This is a genomic window from Chryseobacterium sp. KBW03, from assembly GCF_003852415.1.
GTDB classification, from domain to species: domain Bacteria; phylum Bacteroidota; class Bacteroidia; order Flavobacteriales; family Weeksellaceae; genus Chryseobacterium; species Chryseobacterium viscerum.
On record NZ_QAJO01000009.1, the window covers coordinates 18,698 to 36,529 of the forward strand.

Here is a 17,832-nt window from a genome sequence, read left to right on the forward strand (position 1 = left end):
GGGGTGTTTTTTATCTTTTAGAATAATTATAACACCCCTTACATACTAGAAAAAATAAATAATAACAATAAACATAATATAATGGAAAAATGTGATGTTTCATTTAAAATAGAATACCAATCTTCCGAAACAATAAAAGATGCTTTTGTGAAATACAAATATCCACCGGGATCCTCCACTGTAGAGACCGTTGATATAAAGGCCGCATTGCTTCAGGATAGTAATTCAATAAAATTACCTGGCATTCAGGCTGTTGGTACTTATGAGTTGGATGTTGAATTGGCAATAAATGGAAGTGTTGCTACAAGCAGTGGTACTTTGAGAGTTGGAGGGTGTAACTCTTCTTGTGAAACTCCGAAGGTCTATGGGGTAAAAGTGTTGGAAAATGGCCAGCTAGTAATGGATTACGAGGTTGAGAATGTCGGCAATCTTGCGACATTGGAATATCAGATAGCGACAGATCCTGGCTTTAGAGATGAAGATATTATTTATTCAAAAGTAGGATTTAGTGATGTAAATTATACTAAATCTGAGAATATTGACATGAGACATGGAAATATTCCTGATAAAACTACTTTATACATAAGAATAAGAAAATATTGCAGGCCAAATGGAATTTCGGATTGGTCGGATTACGTTAAATTTGATTCTGGAATATGGGGGCTAGAAGCTTACTGCCTGTCTCCCAACGATGAGCGGAATCTAAACTCTCTTTGTCATGGAATCTTCCCTGCCTGGCTGTTGAAAGTGATTGTGAAGCCCACTCCACCAGATGTGGGTAGCCTAATTTATCTGACTAATGGTAAGCTTGCAATACCGGATAATATAAGAGAATTTGATCAAAATGCTCCCGAAAATTTGAAAAAAAGTGGAATCAGATGGATTACATTTCTAAGGTCCAATTCGGAGTTTAGTCCAAATTTAATTTATCGTGTACAGCCAGAAATTGCTGAAATAGGAGGCGTTGAAGAGGAGAAGTGCTATTATTAGAATATCTTACAATATGATTATCTGAAAGCCCCAATAAAATCCTCAAGAAATTGAGGATTTTATTCACCCGGGCTGTTATCTTCTGTTATTCTTACGTCTGGTGCTTATAATATTGAAAAGCTTTGCAACATCCTTGAGATGGATCTCGAAATCCTCATAATATTCGTTCAGAGAATGAAGCGTGATAATACCGTTCTCAACATCATGGTTGATAATTCTTTTTACCAGAATTCCTTTCTCTTTGTGAACGATTACAAAATCCCACTTGTCATAATGCAGCTTACTCATCCAGTAATCCTGTCTGATATTTCTGCATAGAATAATGTCGCCTTCCAGATAGCTTTCGTACGATCCGTTATCCATGCTGTCTCCTTTCACTTCAAAGCACATGTATTCACCTCGGTGTTCCACATCGTCAGTAAAAGGAATGGTAGGTAAACTTTCTATATATTCTTCATCTGCAAATCTACTTAGATAGCCAGCTTGTGCATATTGGTTAGCCAGCGGAACGTTCATGATTTTTAAATCCGAAAAAACAACAGGAGACGCACTGTCATTATTGAGTTCCTTTTGCTGTTCCAACAGTAAGTTGGTTACAAAATAAGCCGTTGTTTCCGGTATTTTTCGTTCGCCTTTTTCCCAATATTGAACAGCTCTGGTGCCTACTCCTATAGATTTTGCAATATCAGCCTGCTTCATGTTTAGTTTCTTTCTGATTTCTTTGAATTCTAAATAGTTCATTTTGATATGTTTATAGTTTATTTGTAAAAAAATATGAAAAATATTCTCTTTTGTGTTTTGAAAAACGAACAATGTTCGTATATTTGTTTCGCTGTTCAGATAGAACCGTACAAATATACAAAATTATATTTATAATCGAATGTTGTTTTAATATTTAAAATCCTTGTTTGAATTATATAAACCCCTGTAAACAAAAAGTTAAACAATGGTTTTTATACTTGATACGCTTTATAGTTAGACTTTGTTTTATCATGCGTTAATTAAAACAAAAAAATCTTTTGAATCTAATTAAGTGTAAAAAGTGCATTTTTTATAATAGTGATAATAGTTTTTTGTGCGTTTATTTTGTTCGGTTTTATCAGTGAGGAAAATGTGTTTATTTTTTTATTGATTTAAAAATGAAGCAGCTGTTGGCTCTTTGTTTTTCGAAAATATGAAATAGACTAAAAAATGCAGACTCACACTACTGGTCAACCTATAAAATATCGATTAATTATAATGATCAGTAAGATTGTTAATACATCCTAAAGAGGAGATAAAGTGTGTTAAACAAGCTCAATTATTTTTGAGAATAATTTAATATAGACAAATAGGATGTTGCGCTCTTTATAAACAAATACAAGAAGTAAATGCTGACTCTGTGTGCTTATAGAAGATCAATTCGTTATAAGCATCCATAGAATGATTTACAAAGAAGTAGAAGTTAGAAGAAAGAAGCCGGTGTATCCTTTCTATTAGAAAATACCTGGTATCAACTTTCTAAAAAACCAAAATTAAATAATGTAATTAGACATCTGTTTAAAGGCTTGAACCATGCCTTTAAGGCTTCTTATGTCCTCAATGAAAAGGGAAAAACATAAGAAATACGAAAACTCGTCTAATTCAAAAAAAACTTTTAGCATAAAAAAAACTTTTAACCATAAAAAAATGAAACGTAGTAAAGAATTAGTAGAGAAAAGAAAAGATTTCGTCATTGAATATGTAAAACGTAATCAAGATAAACAGATGAAAGTAATTGTTACCGAGCTAACAGAAATGTTGTTTTTGTCCGAAAGAACAATATATAATATTCTTCTTCAAAGTTAGTAAAACAAAGTTCAGGCAATGTATTCATAAATACTGCATTGAACCTCATTAAGATGATCTTTTAGAGAGAACTTATGAATTGGATCTAGAAATGAAAATATTCTAAAAAGATAGAAAAGGATTCAAAGTTATTATCCTGCCCCAATAACTACCCGTAGATCAGATGCATCAAAGGGTTATCCTGACCTCTTTCTCAAATGTAAATTGATAGTAAAATACTAAGGTGAAAAACGGTTTTTGCTTTTAAGTTCTATTGTTTTTATTGGAAACATAGGCCTGAAAAAAGAAACCGTCTGACCTTAGGTTAGTAGAGAAACCAATTTCAAAAAGAGTAAAAACAACTGTTCATTCAATACAACTTAGAAACCATGAAAAAAAAAGAAAAGAAAAAGAAGAAAAAAGATAAGGAAAAGCTGCAAAAGCCCCGTAAAGATATCAGTGATCTTATTGACGAATTAGCCTATCTGAATGAGACTGGAAATATCCGAAAAAGCAAAAGATTTTTAGATGATATGTACATGCTGGATCAGGAATAATGATACATCTGAAAATTGTAAAAAACAAAAATTTTTAATCAATAATATATAGCAAAAGAATGAATTTGGATAGTATAAAAGCCCTTTTAATCGGAACTGCAATAGCATTTTCAGGAGGGCTATTAAGAGTACTGGTCTCAATACAGAATAAGGAGAAGAAACAACCGTGGGAACATTTTATCACATTATTAATCGTTGTAATCGTTGGATTTACGATGAGTTATTTGATGAATAGAGCCGAATTACATGACAAATGGTATTCAACAGGAGTATTATTTGTACTTGGATATGGCTATGATAAATTCCTGAAAATGATCACTACCAATCTACCTAACTGGATTGATAAAGCAGTGAATCTTTTTATAGAAAACAGATATGGTATTAAGACCAACAGACAACCTGAAGAGGAGGAAGAGAAAAAAGATGATATCGTTCAGTAGAAAAATTGAGCAGGGAAAATTCCTTACTGCAACTACAGAATCTATCGTCTGAAAAGCAATTGATTCTCCCAAAAAAGAATGAATTTTGAAATTGAAAAACCATGAAAACTCAAATAAACAAGAGAAAAAATATAAGTGGCTCAGCAGTACCTGTTTCTCATCGCCAAGTTGAATAACCACTTCTAATTACTCAAATTCTTTAAAAAAGATCTACCATATCCGGTCAGATTTTTCACTTCAACAGGTAGGTATAAAGCACAACAATATAAGTTGTGCTTTATATACCTTTTAAAATAATATGTAATTAAAAACCAAGTCAATGAAAGCAGCAAAACCTGTAGAAAAAGACAATAAAGCCCACCAAAACCAAAATAAAAACCAAAAGGCTAAAAAACCTATAGTTATACCCCTGTCATTGGTGGAAGTTGTTAATACACAAATACAAACCCCTGAAACATCAGTCGCTAATGCCGGGCTTGAAAACCAGGATAGCAATAAAATGAACCTGAATGGTGCTATACCATCAGTTCATGGCTCGAAGACCATTTACGATCAAGGTGCTGAAATAATGTATAAAAAGCATCAGGAGAGCTTGGCGGAAACGGGAGATATCAATCATCCTGAGACCAAGAAGATGGAAAAAGGATATATAGCAACCTTGAATGTCAACCAGGTACAAGATTATAATAATATTAAATCTGGAAATCATATACCAAAGACGCCGGAAGAGCAGACCGCAGTTCGTCAAATGGTTAAAAATCAGGAAACTTCAGTAAAAACGACAAAAGAAGGAAAAAAAGAAGCATTAAAAAACATTAGCAGCAAATCTGAAGCCTCAAAACCCGTTGTAGATCAGAAACCAAAAGAGAAAGCAGTTGAGATTAAAATACCTTCAATTAAACCAACCTCATCCGAAGTTAATAGTAATAGCTCAAAAATGGTTGCAGATAAAAATGAAGTGCCTCGTTCAGATAATGCTATAGATAACAAAAAATCTAATAATAAAAAATTAAATTCAAAAACTAAAGGAGAAAAAGAAACAAAAGTTGTCATTCCTGATGATATTCAATCCGTTGTTACGCCAAGAATGGATAAGGCTGTTGATAGTGAGCAAGCCGAAATAGCTCCGGATGCACAAACGACAATCAACATAGTTGGGCTTGTTGCCGCGGCACAGGAGTTTAGGGACCAGGGAGTAGAAGCTAGAGATCAGGTAAAATCTCAAAACGAAGCCGCTAAAACACTAAAAAATAAGATTAAAGAAGTAGAAAAAGAAATTCAAAAATCAGACGCTGATTTAGAAAAATCAGAAGATAGTATAGAAACGAAAGAAGCTTTAATCAAAAAATTAGAAAAAGGACTTGAAACCTCAGTAAAAAGACAACAAAAGGTAGAACAGGAGGTAGGAATATATCAACAGGAATATAATAAAAATAAGACCAAAGCAAATGATTTCAATAACGAAGCAAAAAGTTTACTCGGAGGATCTCAAAAACATCAAGATCCAAAAAATGCTGATTCAGGAAACCTTACTAGAAAATTAAATGAATTAAATACTAACGCCGGTACGATAAATCAAGCGGTATCTCAGGCAGGAAATACAACTCAAAAATTATCTCAGGAAGCTCAACAAGCTAAAGGTAAGAATACAAAGATACAGGGCGAAATAATGTCTTCTAGAGCGTCAATACGAAAATCAAAAGCTAAACTTGCGGCAGATACTAAAAAGAATAAAGAAGCAAAAAGAGAGTTAGGACAACTTAACCCAAGACTAAAACAGGTAGAATCGCAAAGTAAGAAATTAAACCAGGAAGCAAATGCCTTGTTATTGGATTCTTACATTATTGAGCATGAAGTGATTAAAACTCAAAATGCTTATTATACCAATATGTCGACCGTTGAGGGACGAAATAGTTTAATACAAAAAGAAAAAGATAAAATTCAACAAACACCAAGAGAACTTAATGAGGCAGAGCGTTTGTTAGTTGATTTTACACAATTAAAAACAGAAGATGAACAAGTAGTCTTTCTAAGGCAATTAAGCCCAAGTCAACAAAATTTATTAAGAGATAAATTTGAAGAAGTAAATGCTAATTATGACAGTGATCAATCAGAGCATCAAAGCTTAATTGACCAAAATGTTGAGAGTATCAGAAATTCTCAAATAGAGGTCTTTAACAACAAACGTAAAGATGCTTTACAGAAACCATTAAACTTAGTAACCAAAAATCTGAATAGAATTACCGGTTTAAAAAGATTATGGATGTCTATATCTATTGCATTTTCAGACATTTGGAATGACGTTACATCCATTACCTGGACTGATGTAGGTAAATTTATTGAATCAATTTTTAGTCCTAAAGCATGGGTGGAGGCTATTTCAGGATCTATAAGTGGTATTTGGGATGATTTGACAAGCTGGAAAGGATTCTCAGAAGATCCGGTAGGAATGATTCTTCAAAAAGCCGCTGGAATAGCCAATAAAGTACTTGTCATAGCCGGTGTAATTACAGGTATATTAGGGATATTAACATTAGCGGCCGCCGTAGGATCAATTTTCACTTTAGGTGGTTTAGCACCATTAGCAGCTTGGCTGGGAGGAGCTACAATAACGATGGGAACCATTACATTCTGGATTGGTGCCATAGCGTTAGGATTGAATATACTCAACGGAATTAAAAATATTTATGATGTACATACGGCAAAGACGGCTGAAGTTTTATTTAAAAACTCTGGCGAATTAAAAAGTGATATTACCAATTCGGGTATGGCTATTTTGGCAATGATAGGTGGGAAAGCCTCGAAAAAAGGAGGAGCTTCAATAAAAGATTTGGCAAAAAGAAACCCAAAAACTTTTGGTAAGCGAATGTTCATTACGGCAAGAAATGGAATAAAAGCAAGTATTGTTTCTATCCCTAGAAAAATAACCTCTGTTTTCAAAAAAGAGACATGGATTAAAGCATCCCAACGTTTTAAAACAGCTTATAAAAAAGCACAGGAATGGGTTACTGAACCTTTCAAGAAAAAATCTACAACACCGCCAAGCCGAAACTTGAATCAACTTCCTTTTGAAGAGCAGACCGTTCCAGACAGAATGCATGAACAGCCTGTAAGAAGTGAAAGAAGTAATGCAAAATCCAATATTAAGGAAGAGGATGTGAAACCAGCTCCAGTGCAGGAAAATGTATATGAAGAAAGCATATTCAGACAAGATAACAGACCTTATTCTCCTGCAGGTTCAAAAGAAGGAAGGATAAAATCTCACATTAATGAAGAAGGAAATTTAACTCCCGCAGACAAAAACGGAAGTGCTACTGTTTCAGATCACGTAAGAGGAAGTGAGCCAATGAAAAGCAAAAGCCCTTATACTTCTTTCTCAGATGAAGGTCCTGGTATAGGCAAAACCTACGGAGACAATGTAATTGAAGTTGATATCAAAAAGCTGGAAGCTGATATTGCTGCAGGTAAAATAAGTGAGGTAGAGGTATTAAGACCGGAAAAAGTACAAGCTGAATTACAAGCCAAAATAGATCAGGCGATGAAAAGATTTGAAGAAAGTCCAACGCCTAAAAATCAAAAAAGAGTAGATGATGCGGTAAGAGATCTTAACAACAGTGTCAGAGACAAAGAGATTTTAATTAAAGGTGAAATTCCTGCTGAGTATTTTAAGGTAAAATCTACTAAAAATAGTGTTTCTAAGAATATTTTACCAAAAGAAGACCCTCACATAGTAGGGAATAAAAAAACGTATGGACTAAAAAGTAAGGAGCAAAATAATAAAATTAGCTCAACACAAAACCGTACATTTGATGAGAGCTTAGGACCACTAGCTAATCAAGAAGCTCAATGGATCAATGAAAGTAGCCATTGGAGGGATACTAACTATGGACCAAAACCAGGATTAGCTGCAACAGAACAAACCATAGCTACAGGTACGGTTCAAATGGAATTACATCCTAACTTTAATAATTTAGTAAATGAAATGGAAGGATTAGGATATAAAGTTACCATTATAGAACAGGATTTTGGAAAGATAAAAATTGATCCTGAAGTTAAGGTTAGAACTATCACTGAAGGAGATGAATTTATCCGATACGAAAAAGAAGTTGTATTGATAAAAGAAATGGATTATAATACAGTTCTACATGAACATGGACATGTAATGCAGATTGAAAAAATGATTAATGAAGGACTTAATTTACCCACACCAAAAGGATTTTTTAGAGAAAATGGAAATTTTGCAACAACATTTAAGGGAAACAGTAATGCTATTAAAATCTTAGAATATCATAATCGATTAAAAGATTTATCGCGATTAAAAGAGATGAAAAAAGCAGGGGTAAAAGTTTCTGATACTTCTTTAAAGCAAGCTCAACATGGAGTGAATGAATATAGGACTGAATTTGACAAAATAGTGCAAAAGAGTAACTATAGTACTAGTGGGATGTCAACCATTAAAGAATATATAGGTTCTATTTACGATGAAATTAAACAATTAGAAAATAAATTAAAATAATAACATTATGAATATAAAAAGAGAATTTAATTACTCTATCTGCTACTTTGATTCTACATATGAAGATTCAGATATTCTATTCAATTATGCAAAGGATTTTGGTAACGAGAAGGTAAAAGATGTTTTTGGAATAAGCTTAGGGTGGGGAGGAGTAGAAATAGTCTTTTTACCAAAAATTGAAAATATAGAAAATTTTTGGCCCCCTATAGCGAATTATGACCTTAATCAACAAGCAGAAGATATATATAAAGCAATACTATTTGGTGAATCTTATATTGTCATGCCTTGCAATGAGTGGGCAGGACAAGTGAAAGTTTTAGAGCCTGATATTAAGAATTCTTTAATTCAGTCTAAAAAAGAAATGATATTTAAATATAAAAGTCTTATTTTTTTTATTAGTGAACAGGAATATGAAATTTATAAACAAGAAGCAAAAGAAATACAAGAACTAAATACTTTAGAAGAAGAAAAAGAGTATTTAATTATAAGCCATACTCGAACAGAAGATTTAGAAAAGCGTATGAAAATTCCTGTATTCATAAAAGAGAAGATTATTCCTTGTTTTGATAAGCATGATCTTCACTCTATAGAAAGAATAAGAGATGAAAACGATAATATTATCTTTTCTAGATTTTAATACATTTAATATCAAAGTGTAATTTTAACATTAGTTATAGGAAATAAATAAAAAATAACATATTTCTATTTAAGTTAATGTTGGATAATTTTGGTGTTTATGAGAAGTCATATCTATTCAACACTCACTAATAGCCAGTTATAAAAAGATTAATTATTTAAAAGATTCACATAAAGGTTTTTATTATAATTGTGGACATTATTATAAACTATCACCAATCAAAAAATATTTAAGGAGATAACTGTTCTTATGTTAGTCTTTTAAAATAAAAAAATAATAAAATGAACAACCAAATAAACGAACTCCTTTATCACTATAATGAAGAAGGAAACGAAGGAAACGATTTAAAGGAAGTACAACTCCTTGAAAAAATAGATCCAGACAGAGTTGAACAATTAAAATTGCTTCTTCATAATGACAATCAATATATTGCTTATCAAGCCATGCTTATTTTATTGGCGTGGGCAATACCGGAAGGTTTTAGGCAACTTGATCAGTTCATTTCTGAAAAATGGGATGAAAAAGAAAATTTTGAATCCCATAGACTCCATAGTGAAGATAATGTATATGATGTAATTACAAACGCCTTATATATTGCTACATTAAATGGAAAGACCGAGCAGGAACTTTATCCATATATTAAACATTTTTTGAATATATATGGTGATAAATTTTTTGAATCCAATCTAAAAGATTTTCTCTTAAAGAAGAATTGCAGACCACTTGTAAATGAAATAGAACAGGCAATACAGGCTGCTTTAGAAAATAAAAGATACTATCAGGCAAGTCAGCTGTTTCCGGTTATTGTTCATTATAACAAAAATACTTTTAATAAATACAAAGATATTTTTAGTCCTTTAATAAGCGAGGATAATAGAATTGTATATAATATAGAAGAAGCAGAAAAAAGCATCTAATAGATTTATTATAAGTTTTAAAGAAAGCGGTTTTATTAGATAATAAAACCGCTTTCTTGTTGTGAAAAAAGGAGAGAACTAAAACCAGAGATAGAAATAATACCTATAGAAGAAATAAAATTTTAGAATTAGTAAAGCTCAAAAGGTTTTGTTTTTTCAGATGCTTATTTCGTTAAAATATCGTAATGATAACATAAAGGTATTCTGTATTTCAATAAAACTTTCTGCATTGTGACAAAAATATAGAAGTTTCGATGTAACTTTAAAACATGTAAGTGAAATTAATAACCCATTAAAATCTTCAAACCATGAAAAAAATACTACTCATTTGCTCCCTCCTTTTTAGCCTTTCCATTATACGCGCTCAAACCATAGAATCCGGAAGCCACAATACTACAGGGTATATCAAGAGTGATGGGACCATAGAAAACAGCAGTCATTCAACAGTGGGGTATATTAAAGGTGACGGAACTATTGAAAACAAGAGCCACAGCACCATTGGCTATATCAAAAGTGACGGCACTATAGAAAACAGCAGTCATTCTACGGTGGGGTATGTAAAAAGCAACGGGACAGTAGAAAACAGCAGCCATTCAACCATTGGCTACATCAAAGACGATGGAACGGTAGAAAACAGCAGTCACAGTACTATTGGCTATGCCAGAGGAGTTAGAAAAGAATGGGCCGCAGTAGTATATTTCTTTTTTAAATTTAATTGATCACTAGCTCTGCGAAGAAGAAATAATCTCGCTGGACCTATAAGGTAAAATAAAAAGGCTTGGATTTTATAATCCAAGCCTTTTTCAATGATAAACATAGGTGGGTTGATCTTTAAATAAGTTTTCGATACACTTTTGCCTGTCTTTATGACGAAAAAATATTCAATCTGACAAAACACAGCGGTCTATAATTATTCTGAAAAATAGGGTTACTGCAACTACAGAATAGAGGGCTCCAAAAACTTTCACAGGAATGAAAAAAAGATGAATTTTGGTCTTAGAAATTAAGTAACCAATCATCTGATTCTAAAAGATAGGGGTTACTGCAACTACAGAATAGAGGACTCCAAAAACTTTCACGGGAATGAAAAAATGATGAATTTTGAACTTTAAATCATCAATAGCAAAAAGCGATAAAAGAGTAATTATACTCATGATATAAGTAGTAAAAATAGAAAAGAATTATGGAAGAAAATAAAGTAACCACCAGAAACAAGTTAAAAACCTATTTTGAAACAGGTAAACATCCGACACAAGGTCAATTTTCAGATTTGATAGATTCCTTAAAACATAAAGAAGATGTATTGACCAATAGAGAAATGGCAATCCTTGCCAATAGTTTGGCAAGAATTGATAATGCATTTATTTATTATAGTACAAATAGCGCCGGAAATTTAAAATTTCCAATTGTTATAAGCTCACAGGGTGAGGATGATCAGGTGATTACAATACAAGAAACTGACAATGTCGTGGTAAAGCAATTCTTATTAGGCAGTGCACCTTACACCATTAAAGCAAAAGGATTTTCAGGAGGAGAATTGAAAGAAACCGAATATTATAGTTTGGGTTATCAATTCAACCAGACCTACACCATTAGTAGACTCTTCGGAAATAATCTGAATACAATTCCTGATGGTTTTGAGCTCGGAATACTGGAGGGTAAAAGGATGCCCATACAAATTTACAAACAGAATTTCGGAAAGAAAGTAATGGTTGTAAACACAATTGTTAAGTTTGTTAATAACACAGAAATACCTATCCAATATAGAATAGCGGCAGGCGGCTGGAATGACAGATTTAGGAATGAAGACACTGTTACCGATCATTATAATGTAGCAGATTATCTGTCTTTTTATTATAGTGCTGATCTTCAGGCAAGTAATAAGTCTATAAGCTGTGAGGTCTATAATGCAGATAACAACAGCCTTTTAGCAACAACTTTATTACATGCAGGGTCAAATAGTGACTATTGGGGTGGAGAGCAGTTAATGGAAGGACTCAGAAATATAAGAATCGAATGTAATTATTCTAAAAATGAAAAATAATCAAGCTGAAGATATTTGGGCAAGAATCAACATCTTAAAACTGTACACCATTTCTGAAAAAATAAGGATTATGGCAACTACAGAGCGGAAAGCTCAGAAAGCTGTTACAGCAGCAAATAAAAGATGAATTTTGGCCTTTACATCATAAATAATAAATGGATCCAAAAAGCAATATGCCTATAAAATAAGCTGTAAAAAATATTAAAATAGTATGGAAAAAGATAATTTAACTACGAGAGACAAGCTAAAAACCTATTTTGAAACAGGTAAATATCCGACACAAAATCAATTTTCAGATCTGATAGATTCTTTAAAACATAAGGGTGATAATCTGAGCAATAAAGAGGCGGTAATCATTGCCAATAGTTTGCAAAGTATAGATAACGCAAATATTTTCTATTCTGGAATTAATATTGGAGATAAAAAATTCATAGCTGCCATAGGTTCAAAGGATGAGGAAGATCAGATGATTACCATAAGAGAATACCGTGGCGATGAAAAACGATACTTATTCGGCAGTTCACCCTATACCATTAAAGCAAAAGAATTCCCGGTAGAAGGATTAGAAGGAACCGAATACTATTATTTGAGCTGTAATATAGGGGAGGCCTTCACGATAACTAAAATGTTCGGAAATAATCTGCCCGCGATTCCTGATGGGTTTGAATTTGGAACCGGGGAGAGTAGAATACTGTACTTACGGATATTCAAAGAAGATTTTGGAAAAAAAGTCAACATTGTAAACACAAACATTAAGTTTGTTAATACAACACAGGCTGCCATTCGATATACAGTACAATCAACTTATTGGGGACATCAGTATACCTCTAAAGACATCATTACCGATCATTATGATGAGTGGGATTATTTGGAATTTGGCTATAGAGCAGACCTTCGTGAGATCAATCAGTCCATAGAATGTAAGGTCTATGATGCAGATAGGGACACACTTTTAATGAAAGCTTCTTTACATGCGGGACAAAATAATCAAGATATTGCTGGGGGTGATCGGGTAAAGGGAATCAGAAATATAAGAATCGAATGTAATTATGCTGTTATTGGAAAATAATCAAACTGAAAATATTTGAGGAAAAATCAACATTTTAAAAACTCATAAGTCTTTGTAAAGAAACTTTAGGGAACGTGGAAACCGTTATAAAGCAAGGTTAAAAGAGAATTAAATATTTTAAAAATTCACCCAAATGTATTAGAAAAAATACAAGGGTGGAAATTTAAAACCAATTGACCAATCATTTGATGATTAGAAAATAAGAGCTACTGCAACTACAGGATAGGAAGGGCGAAAAACTTTGATAAGAACAAAAAAGTGATTAATTTTGAACTGTAAATCATAACACCAATAGCAATTGCTGTTAGGTAACAAAATACAAACCGTATCCTCTTAATATAAAATGATGTAGGATCGCAGGACGGGAAGATGTAATCAACTCCATTACTCATTACTAAAATACACTCTCACTCGAGTACAATTTTTCAATAATAGAAAGTCTTTTGCCCCTGAAATCTTGGAACGTTCTGATGTTCAAAAATCAGGAACTCATCCAGGAGGCATAATAAAGGCTGATCAGATCTATTTTTTTTTCAAAAATAAATAACACATTTCGTGCAAACGGAACACAAAAGCTTTGTTAGAAACAATGAAGAGTGAGTTTTTGAAATTGAACATGTAATTATCTGATTATTATGAAATAAGAGTTACTGCAACTACAGGATAGAGAGGCCGAAAAACTTTTATTAGACCAAAAAAAAGAGGAATTTTGCTCTGTAAATAATAGATAATAATTGAATCCAGAAAGACAGTTACACGAAGAACATAAGCACTAAAGAAAATTAAAATAATCATGGAAGAAAACAATAAATTTACCCAAAGAGAGGAGTTGAAAACCTATTTTGAAACCGGTAAATATCCAACACAAAGTCAATTTGGCCAATTCATAGATAATTATGTCCATTTAAATGAGTTTAATTTCGGACTGGAGGTAAAGGCATCAGGAAATTGGAAGGGAAAAAACTATCATTTCTATGTAGCTGAAAATATCCAGAATTCAGGAAGAGGACATATAAACATTGAAGATGATGGGACAGGAGCACCGAAGATAGATAAATATAAGCATGTTTTAAGTGGTAATGTAAAATATAAATTACTCAATATAAAATTATCAAACGACTTAGATATTGATAAATACCAGCCTCAGATTATCATCAAACGATACAAGCAGAAAAAAAGGCTTCAAAGTGGTCATTTAAAAAAGTCTGGTTATTACAAGGAGCGTCCATTAGATGCAAAATCTTTGGGTAGACAGTCCGAATATCCTGTAACATCTAATGAAATGGTGATCGATATTAATCCTATTAACTATTTCAGACCCAATGCAAGTTTAAAAGAATTTTATCCATCAGGTACCTTCAACAGACCTGGTTCATTTAGATATTCAGTTCATCATAGAAAACCATTTTCTCTTATTCAAATGCTTTTGGAAATTAATGTGAATGGAAAAAAATACAGATCGGCTCCAGTTAATATAAAAATTATTTTAGGACGAGACGATACTGATGTGATCAATTATATTATTGATTAATACATACCCTCAATCGAGTAAGATCCTCAATAATGGGAAGCCTTTTGCGTCTGGAATACTGGAATTTTCTAATGAGCGATCATAAGAATCTCATCCATGAAGCAGAACGATAGATTGTGAAATCTAGAGTTTTCTTTCAGGCGCAGGATTAATTCTTTAAAAAGTAGGAATTCCAATGAGTGAGAAACTTTCCACAAAGAACCGCTACGGCAGTTTGGGTAAGACTCTCTAATGTGAGATACTTTTCGGTTGAGGTTTATTAAAGCAAACCTCAGAATAGAGTGGAGACATCTGTAGTACAGATTTAATACACCCTATTTTATCAACATACAAAAATACCCTCAATCGAGTAAGATCCTTAATAATGGGAAGCCTTTTGCGTCTGGAATACTGGAATTTTCTAATGAGTGATCATAAGAATCTCATCCATGAAGCAGAACGATAGATTATTAATTCTAGAGTTTTCTTTCAGGCGTAGGATCGATTCTTTAAAAAGTAGGAATTCCAATGAGTGAGAAACTTTCCACAAAGAACGGCTACGGCAGTTTGGGTAAGACTCTCTAATGTGAGATACTTTTCGGTTGAGGTTTTCTTTTTAGCAGCCTATTAAAGGATGCTTTCAAAAATATAAAAGACTAAAAAACCAATGGAGCCTAAACAAATACAAAAATTATTTACTCATTTAGAACAGGTTATTACATGGCGTATCAATAATTCTTCGGAAGATTTTACTATAGGAGCACCTGAGTTTAAACCTAATGACCATGAAGGCTTTCAATTAGGCGACTATATTTCAGGGAAAGAGCTTGCCCATCAGGAAGTTGTTATTCTTCTAATGGCTTTATTACCACGATTGGATCCATCATTGCTGAAACGCATTTATCTGGAGTTCCCCAATACAATGCTGTTTGACTTTTGTTCAACCAATGATAATGGCAGGCTCTTTTATCCTACAGTTCAGGCGATACAATATATTCTGGGTGGAGATAATATTTCAGAACGATTGAAAGCGCTGGATTATTTGAGTCCGGATTCGGTTTTGATAAAAGAAGAACTCATTGTTTTTTCAAATTCAGCGTACGAGTATGCCTCAATGAACAGCCAGATAAGCATCCACCACGAAGCTTTTAATACATTAATTTTTGGATCAGAAGTATTGCCGAAAATGAGCAATGATTTTCCGGCAGAACAGTTGCAGACGGGTAGATCCTGGACAGACCTGATACTTCCTCAAGCCACGTTACATGAACTTCAGAGTATTGAAGCCTGGTACAACAGCAGCCGGATTCTTATGGAAGACTGGGACATGCAGAAAAAACTTAAGCCGGGCTTCAGGGTATTGTTCTATGGAGAACCGGGAACCGGAAAAACTCTTGCAGCCAGCCTTTTAGGGAAATATATTAAACGACCTATTTTCAGAGTGGATGTTTCCATGCTGGTCTCAAAATATATCGGAGAAACAGAAAAACAACTGTCAAAATTATTTGACAAAGCTGAAAATAAAAACTGGATTTTATTTTTTGATGAAGCGGATGCTATTTTCGGAAAACGAACCTCTGTAAGAGATGCTCACGATAAATATGCCAATCAGGAAGTTTCCTATTTGCTGCAGCGGATAGAAACATTTTCAGGGCTTATTATTCTGGCATCCAACTTTAAAAATAATATGGATAAAGCCTTTACGCGACGCTTTCATAGCTGCATACAATTCAACAATCCAAAGCATGAAGAGCGTCTGCGTATCTGGCAGCAAAATTTACCCAAACAATTACAGCTTGAAGACATCAATCTGGAACACATCGCCAAACGATACGAACTCACCGGCTCTAATATTATGAACGTCATACAGGATGTAAGTTTAAAAACAATTGCATTAAAAGAATCTGGGTACAAAGTAAGCTTAGATATGTTATTAGAAAGTATCAAAAAAGAATATGTGAAAGAAGATAAAATATTTACATAAGAACCGGTGATGTAAACTCATTCAATTTTAAAAATAAGACCGATGAAAACAAATATTCTATTATTGCTTCTATTGAGCTGTCTCTTATTGGGCTGCCGAAGTAAGCAGAAAATGACAACCACTTATAAAGAAGATAGAAAAGAAACGGAAAAAGTGAAAACGGATTCTTTGAGCGTACACCACTCAACATCAATTCAAAATGAATATGCTGATACTTTAGTACAGGAAAAGAAAGATGAAATATCCGGAGATCTGTTGATTACAGGAAAATCTGATACATCCAATCCCTTTGTTTATCATAATGTTATAGGGAGTGATACTGTTCAAAGTATTTCCATCATGGGAAATGCAGAATACACAATCAATACCCATTATACAAAGGCTGATCGTAAAAAATCAGAAGTTAAAAAATCAGTGTTTACAAATAGTATTCAGGATTCAGCTCAGAAAGTAGTTTCAAAAGAAGCCGTCAAAGAAGCAGCATCGAAAGTCACTGAAGAAACAAAAAAAGTAACAGTGAGTGGATTTGAAATTGCAGCCTGGATTTTCATTACCATCTTGGGAATCACTTTAATACTTCTCTTTTTCACCTATAAATATTTTAAAAAATGAAAACATCACAAAAAGGAATAAACCTGATTCTATCATTTGAAGGTTTCAGTTCCAAGCCTTACCTCGATTCCGCAAAAATTCCTACCATAGGATACGGAAATACCTATTACCCAGGTGGAAAGAAAGTAACTATGACAGATCCTGCCATCAGCAAAGAAAAAGGAGTAGAACTGTTTTCATCTGTTTTACCAACGTATGAAAAAATAGTGTACAATAAAATCAAAGTAGGGCTTACCCAAAATCAATTTGATGCGCTTGTATCGCACACTTACAATACTGGAGGCTCAGATGGTTTGTTTTCTTTAGTCAATAAAAAAGCAGGAGAGTCTGAGATCAGAAATTGGTTCACCACGAAATATATTACCGCTGGCGGAAAAACCTTAAATGGTTTGATCCGAAGAAGAAAAGCGGAAGCGGATATGTTTTTTGCGAAATAAATGATCCCCACTATTAGGTGGGGATTGTTTATTTTTTAGTAAAATTTTCTAAATAATACTTTTCAGCCAGTCTTTCTTTATTGGCAATTGATAAGTCCAATGGAAGCGCATCAATATAGATTTTTTTTATGAAATTTGCCTCAAATTGCAATATCTCAGAATAGTAATCTTTAATCATGTTGGTAACAACTGAGGGGTTATCAATGTGTTCCATAATTAACTTGTTTACGTATGTAATAGGTGTTTCCATATGTTTTTTTGGTTGATCAAATATATAAATAAAATATTTGGAATGTAATTTTGTTTTATGTTC

At 33.1% G+C, this 17,832-nt stretch carries 16 protein-coding genes; 14 read left to right on the forward strand and 2 right to left on the reverse strand.

What is annotated here, in order from left to right; translation table 11 throughout:
• Positions 1–81 precede the first annotated feature (81 nt).
• Positions 82–990 (forward strand): hypothetical protein, encoded by a 909-nt coding sequence (locus tag DBR39_RS18100; protein WP_124535481.1) that lies wholly within the window; start codon positions 82–84, stop codon positions 988–990.
• A 75-nt stretch (positions 991–1,065) separates the two neighbouring features.
• Here the strand turns inward: DBR39_RS18100 and DBR39_RS18105 are convergent, their stop codons facing one another.
• On the reverse strand, positions 1,066–1,731 hold the full coding sequence (locus tag DBR39_RS18105) for a S24 family peptidase (RefSeq protein ID WP_228410003.1): 666 nt from the start codon (positions 1,729–1,731) through the stop codon (positions 1,066–1,068).
• A 1,454-nt stretch (positions 1,732–3,185) separates the two neighbouring features.
• Here DBR39_RS18105 and DBR39_RS24350 point away from each other — a divergent pair.
• The 13 genes from DBR39_RS24350 (at position 3,186) to DBR39_RS18160 (ending at position 17,519) form a co-directional block, all read left to right on the forward strand.
• Positions 3,186–3,353 carry a hypothetical protein gene (locus DBR39_RS24350; protein ID WP_185147221.1) on the forward strand — a complete coding sequence of 56 codons (168 nt, stop codon included), beginning with the start codon at positions 3,186–3,188 and terminating at the stop codon, positions 3,351–3,353.
• 65 nt (positions 3,354–3,418) lie between these two features.
• On the forward strand, positions 3,419–3,793 hold the full coding sequence (locus DBR39_RS18110) for a hypothetical protein (protein ID WP_228447864.1): 375 nt from the start codon (positions 3,419–3,421) through the stop codon (positions 3,791–3,793).
• 319 nt (positions 3,794–4,112) lie between these two features.
• Positions 4,113–8,309, forward strand: a complete 4,197-nt coding sequence (locus DBR39_RS18115; RefSeq protein ID WP_124535485.1) for a hypothetical protein — start codon at positions 4,113–4,115, stop codon at positions 8,307–8,309.
• Between the two features lie 7 nt (positions 8,310–8,316).
• On the forward strand, positions 8,317–8,946 hold the full coding sequence (locus DBR39_RS18120) for a hypothetical protein (protein WP_124535487.1): 630 nt from the start codon (positions 8,317–8,319) through the stop codon (positions 8,944–8,946).
• A gap of 281 nt (positions 8,947–9,227) precedes the next feature.
• Positions 9,228–9,863 (forward strand): hypothetical protein, encoded by a 636-nt coding sequence (locus tag DBR39_RS18125; protein ID WP_124535489.1) that lies wholly within the window; start codon positions 9,228–9,230, stop codon positions 9,861–9,863.
• A 308-nt stretch (positions 9,864–10,171) separates the two neighbouring features.
• Positions 10,172–10,582: a 5-fold beta-flower protein gene (locus tag DBR39_RS18130; protein WP_124535491.1), complete on the forward strand. Its 411-nt coding sequence runs from the start codon at positions 10,172–10,174 to the stop codon at positions 10,580–10,582.
• A 464-nt stretch (positions 10,583–11,046) separates the two neighbouring features.
• On the forward strand, positions 11,047–11,907 hold the full coding sequence (locus DBR39_RS18135) for a hypothetical protein (RefSeq protein WP_124535493.1): 861 nt from the start codon (positions 11,047–11,049) through the stop codon (positions 11,905–11,907).
• Entirely contained in the window at positions 11,897–12,034 is a 138-nt protein-coding gene (locus tag DBR39_RS24355; protein WP_185147222.1) for a hypothetical protein, read from the forward strand. Before DBR39_RS18135 ends, DBR39_RS24355 begins: the two co-directional genes overlap by 11 nt.
• Before the next feature lie 84 nt (positions 12,035–12,118).
• Entirely contained in the window at positions 12,119–12,976 is an 858-nt protein-coding gene (locus DBR39_RS18140; protein WP_124535495.1) for a hypothetical protein, read from the forward strand.
• A gap of 793 nt (positions 12,977–13,769) precedes the next feature.
• A complete protein-coding gene (locus tag DBR39_RS18145) occupies positions 13,770–14,507 on the forward strand; it encodes a hypothetical protein (RefSeq protein ID WP_124535497.1) in 738 nt (245 codons plus the stop codon).
• A gap of 646 nt (positions 14,508–15,153) precedes the next feature.
• Positions 15,154–16,470 (forward strand): ATP-binding protein, encoded by a 1,317-nt coding sequence (locus DBR39_RS18150; protein ID WP_124535499.1) that lies wholly within the window; start codon positions 15,154–15,156, stop codon positions 16,468–16,470.
• A gap of 42 nt (positions 16,471–16,512) precedes the next feature.
• The gene (locus DBR39_RS18155; protein WP_124535501.1) at positions 16,513–17,082 is read left to right on the forward strand and encodes a hypothetical protein; all 570 of its coding nucleotides are present in this window, start codon (positions 16,513–16,515) and stop codon (positions 17,080–17,082) included.
• Entirely contained in the window at positions 17,079–17,519 is a 441-nt protein-coding gene (locus tag DBR39_RS18160; protein ID WP_124535503.1) for a lysozyme, read from the forward strand. The genes DBR39_RS18155 and DBR39_RS18160 overlap by 4 nt, the downstream gene beginning before the upstream one ends.
• A 28-nt stretch (positions 17,520–17,547) precedes the next feature.
• On the opposite strand, the gene DBR39_RS18165 is transcribed toward DBR39_RS18160, so the two are convergent.
• The gene (locus tag DBR39_RS18165; protein WP_124535505.1) at positions 17,548–17,769 is read right to left on the reverse strand and encodes a hypothetical protein; all 222 of its coding nucleotides are present in this window, start codon (positions 17,767–17,769) and stop codon (positions 17,548–17,550) included.
• Positions 17,770–17,832 lie beyond the last annotated feature (63 nt).

Excerpts from the sequence above, each read along its gene's own strand:
- DBR39_RS18100 (WP_124535481.1), top strand. The coding sequence starts at position 82 with ATGGAAAAATGTGATGTTTCATTTAAAATAGAATACCAATCTTCCGAA.
- DBR39_RS18105 (WP_228410003.1), bottom strand. The coding sequence starts at position 1,731 with ATGAACTATTTAGAATTCAAAGAAATCAGAAAGAAACTAAACATGAAG.
- DBR39_RS24350 (WP_185147221.1), top strand. The coding sequence starts at position 3,186 with ATGAAAAAAAAAGAAAAGAAAAAGAAGAAAAAAGATAAGGAAAAGCTG.
- DBR39_RS18115 (WP_124535485.1), top strand. The coding sequence starts at position 4,113 with ATGAAAGCAGCAAAACCTGTAGAAAAAGACAATAAAGCCCACCAAAAC.
- DBR39_RS18120 (WP_124535487.1), top strand. The coding sequence starts at position 8,317 with ATGAATATAAAAAGAGAATTTAATTACTCTATCTGCTACTTTGATTCT.
- DBR39_RS18125 (WP_124535489.1), top strand. The coding sequence starts at position 9,228 with ATGAACAACCAAATAAACGAACTCCTTTATCACTATAATGAAGAAGGA.
- DBR39_RS18130 (WP_124535491.1), top strand. The coding sequence starts at position 10,172 with ATGAAAAAAATACTACTCATTTGCTCCCTCCTTTTTAGCCTTTCCATT.
- DBR39_RS18135 (WP_124535493.1), top strand. The coding sequence starts at position 11,047 with ATGGAAGAAAATAAAGTAACCACCAGAAACAAGTTAAAAACCTATTTT.
- DBR39_RS24355 (WP_185147222.1), top strand. The coding sequence starts at position 11,897 with ATGAAAAATAATCAAGCTGAAGATATTTGGGCAAGAATCAACATCTTA.
- DBR39_RS18140 (WP_124535495.1), top strand. The coding sequence starts at position 12,119 with ATGGAAAAAGATAATTTAACTACGAGAGACAAGCTAAAAACCTATTTT.
- DBR39_RS18145 (WP_124535497.1), top strand. The coding sequence starts at position 13,770 with ATGGAAGAAAACAATAAATTTACCCAAAGAGAGGAGTTGAAAACCTAT.
- DBR39_RS18150 (WP_124535499.1), top strand. The coding sequence starts at position 15,154 with ATGGAGCCTAAACAAATACAAAAATTATTTACTCATTTAGAACAGGTT.
- DBR39_RS18155 (WP_124535501.1), top strand. The coding sequence starts at position 16,513 with ATGAAAACAAATATTCTATTATTGCTTCTATTGAGCTGTCTCTTATTG.
- DBR39_RS18160 (WP_124535503.1), top strand. The coding sequence starts at position 17,079 with ATGAAAACATCACAAAAAGGAATAAACCTGATTCTATCATTTGAAGGT.
- DBR39_RS18165 (WP_124535505.1), bottom strand. The coding sequence starts at position 17,769 with ATGGAAACACCTATTACATACGTAAACAAGTTAATTATGGAACACATT.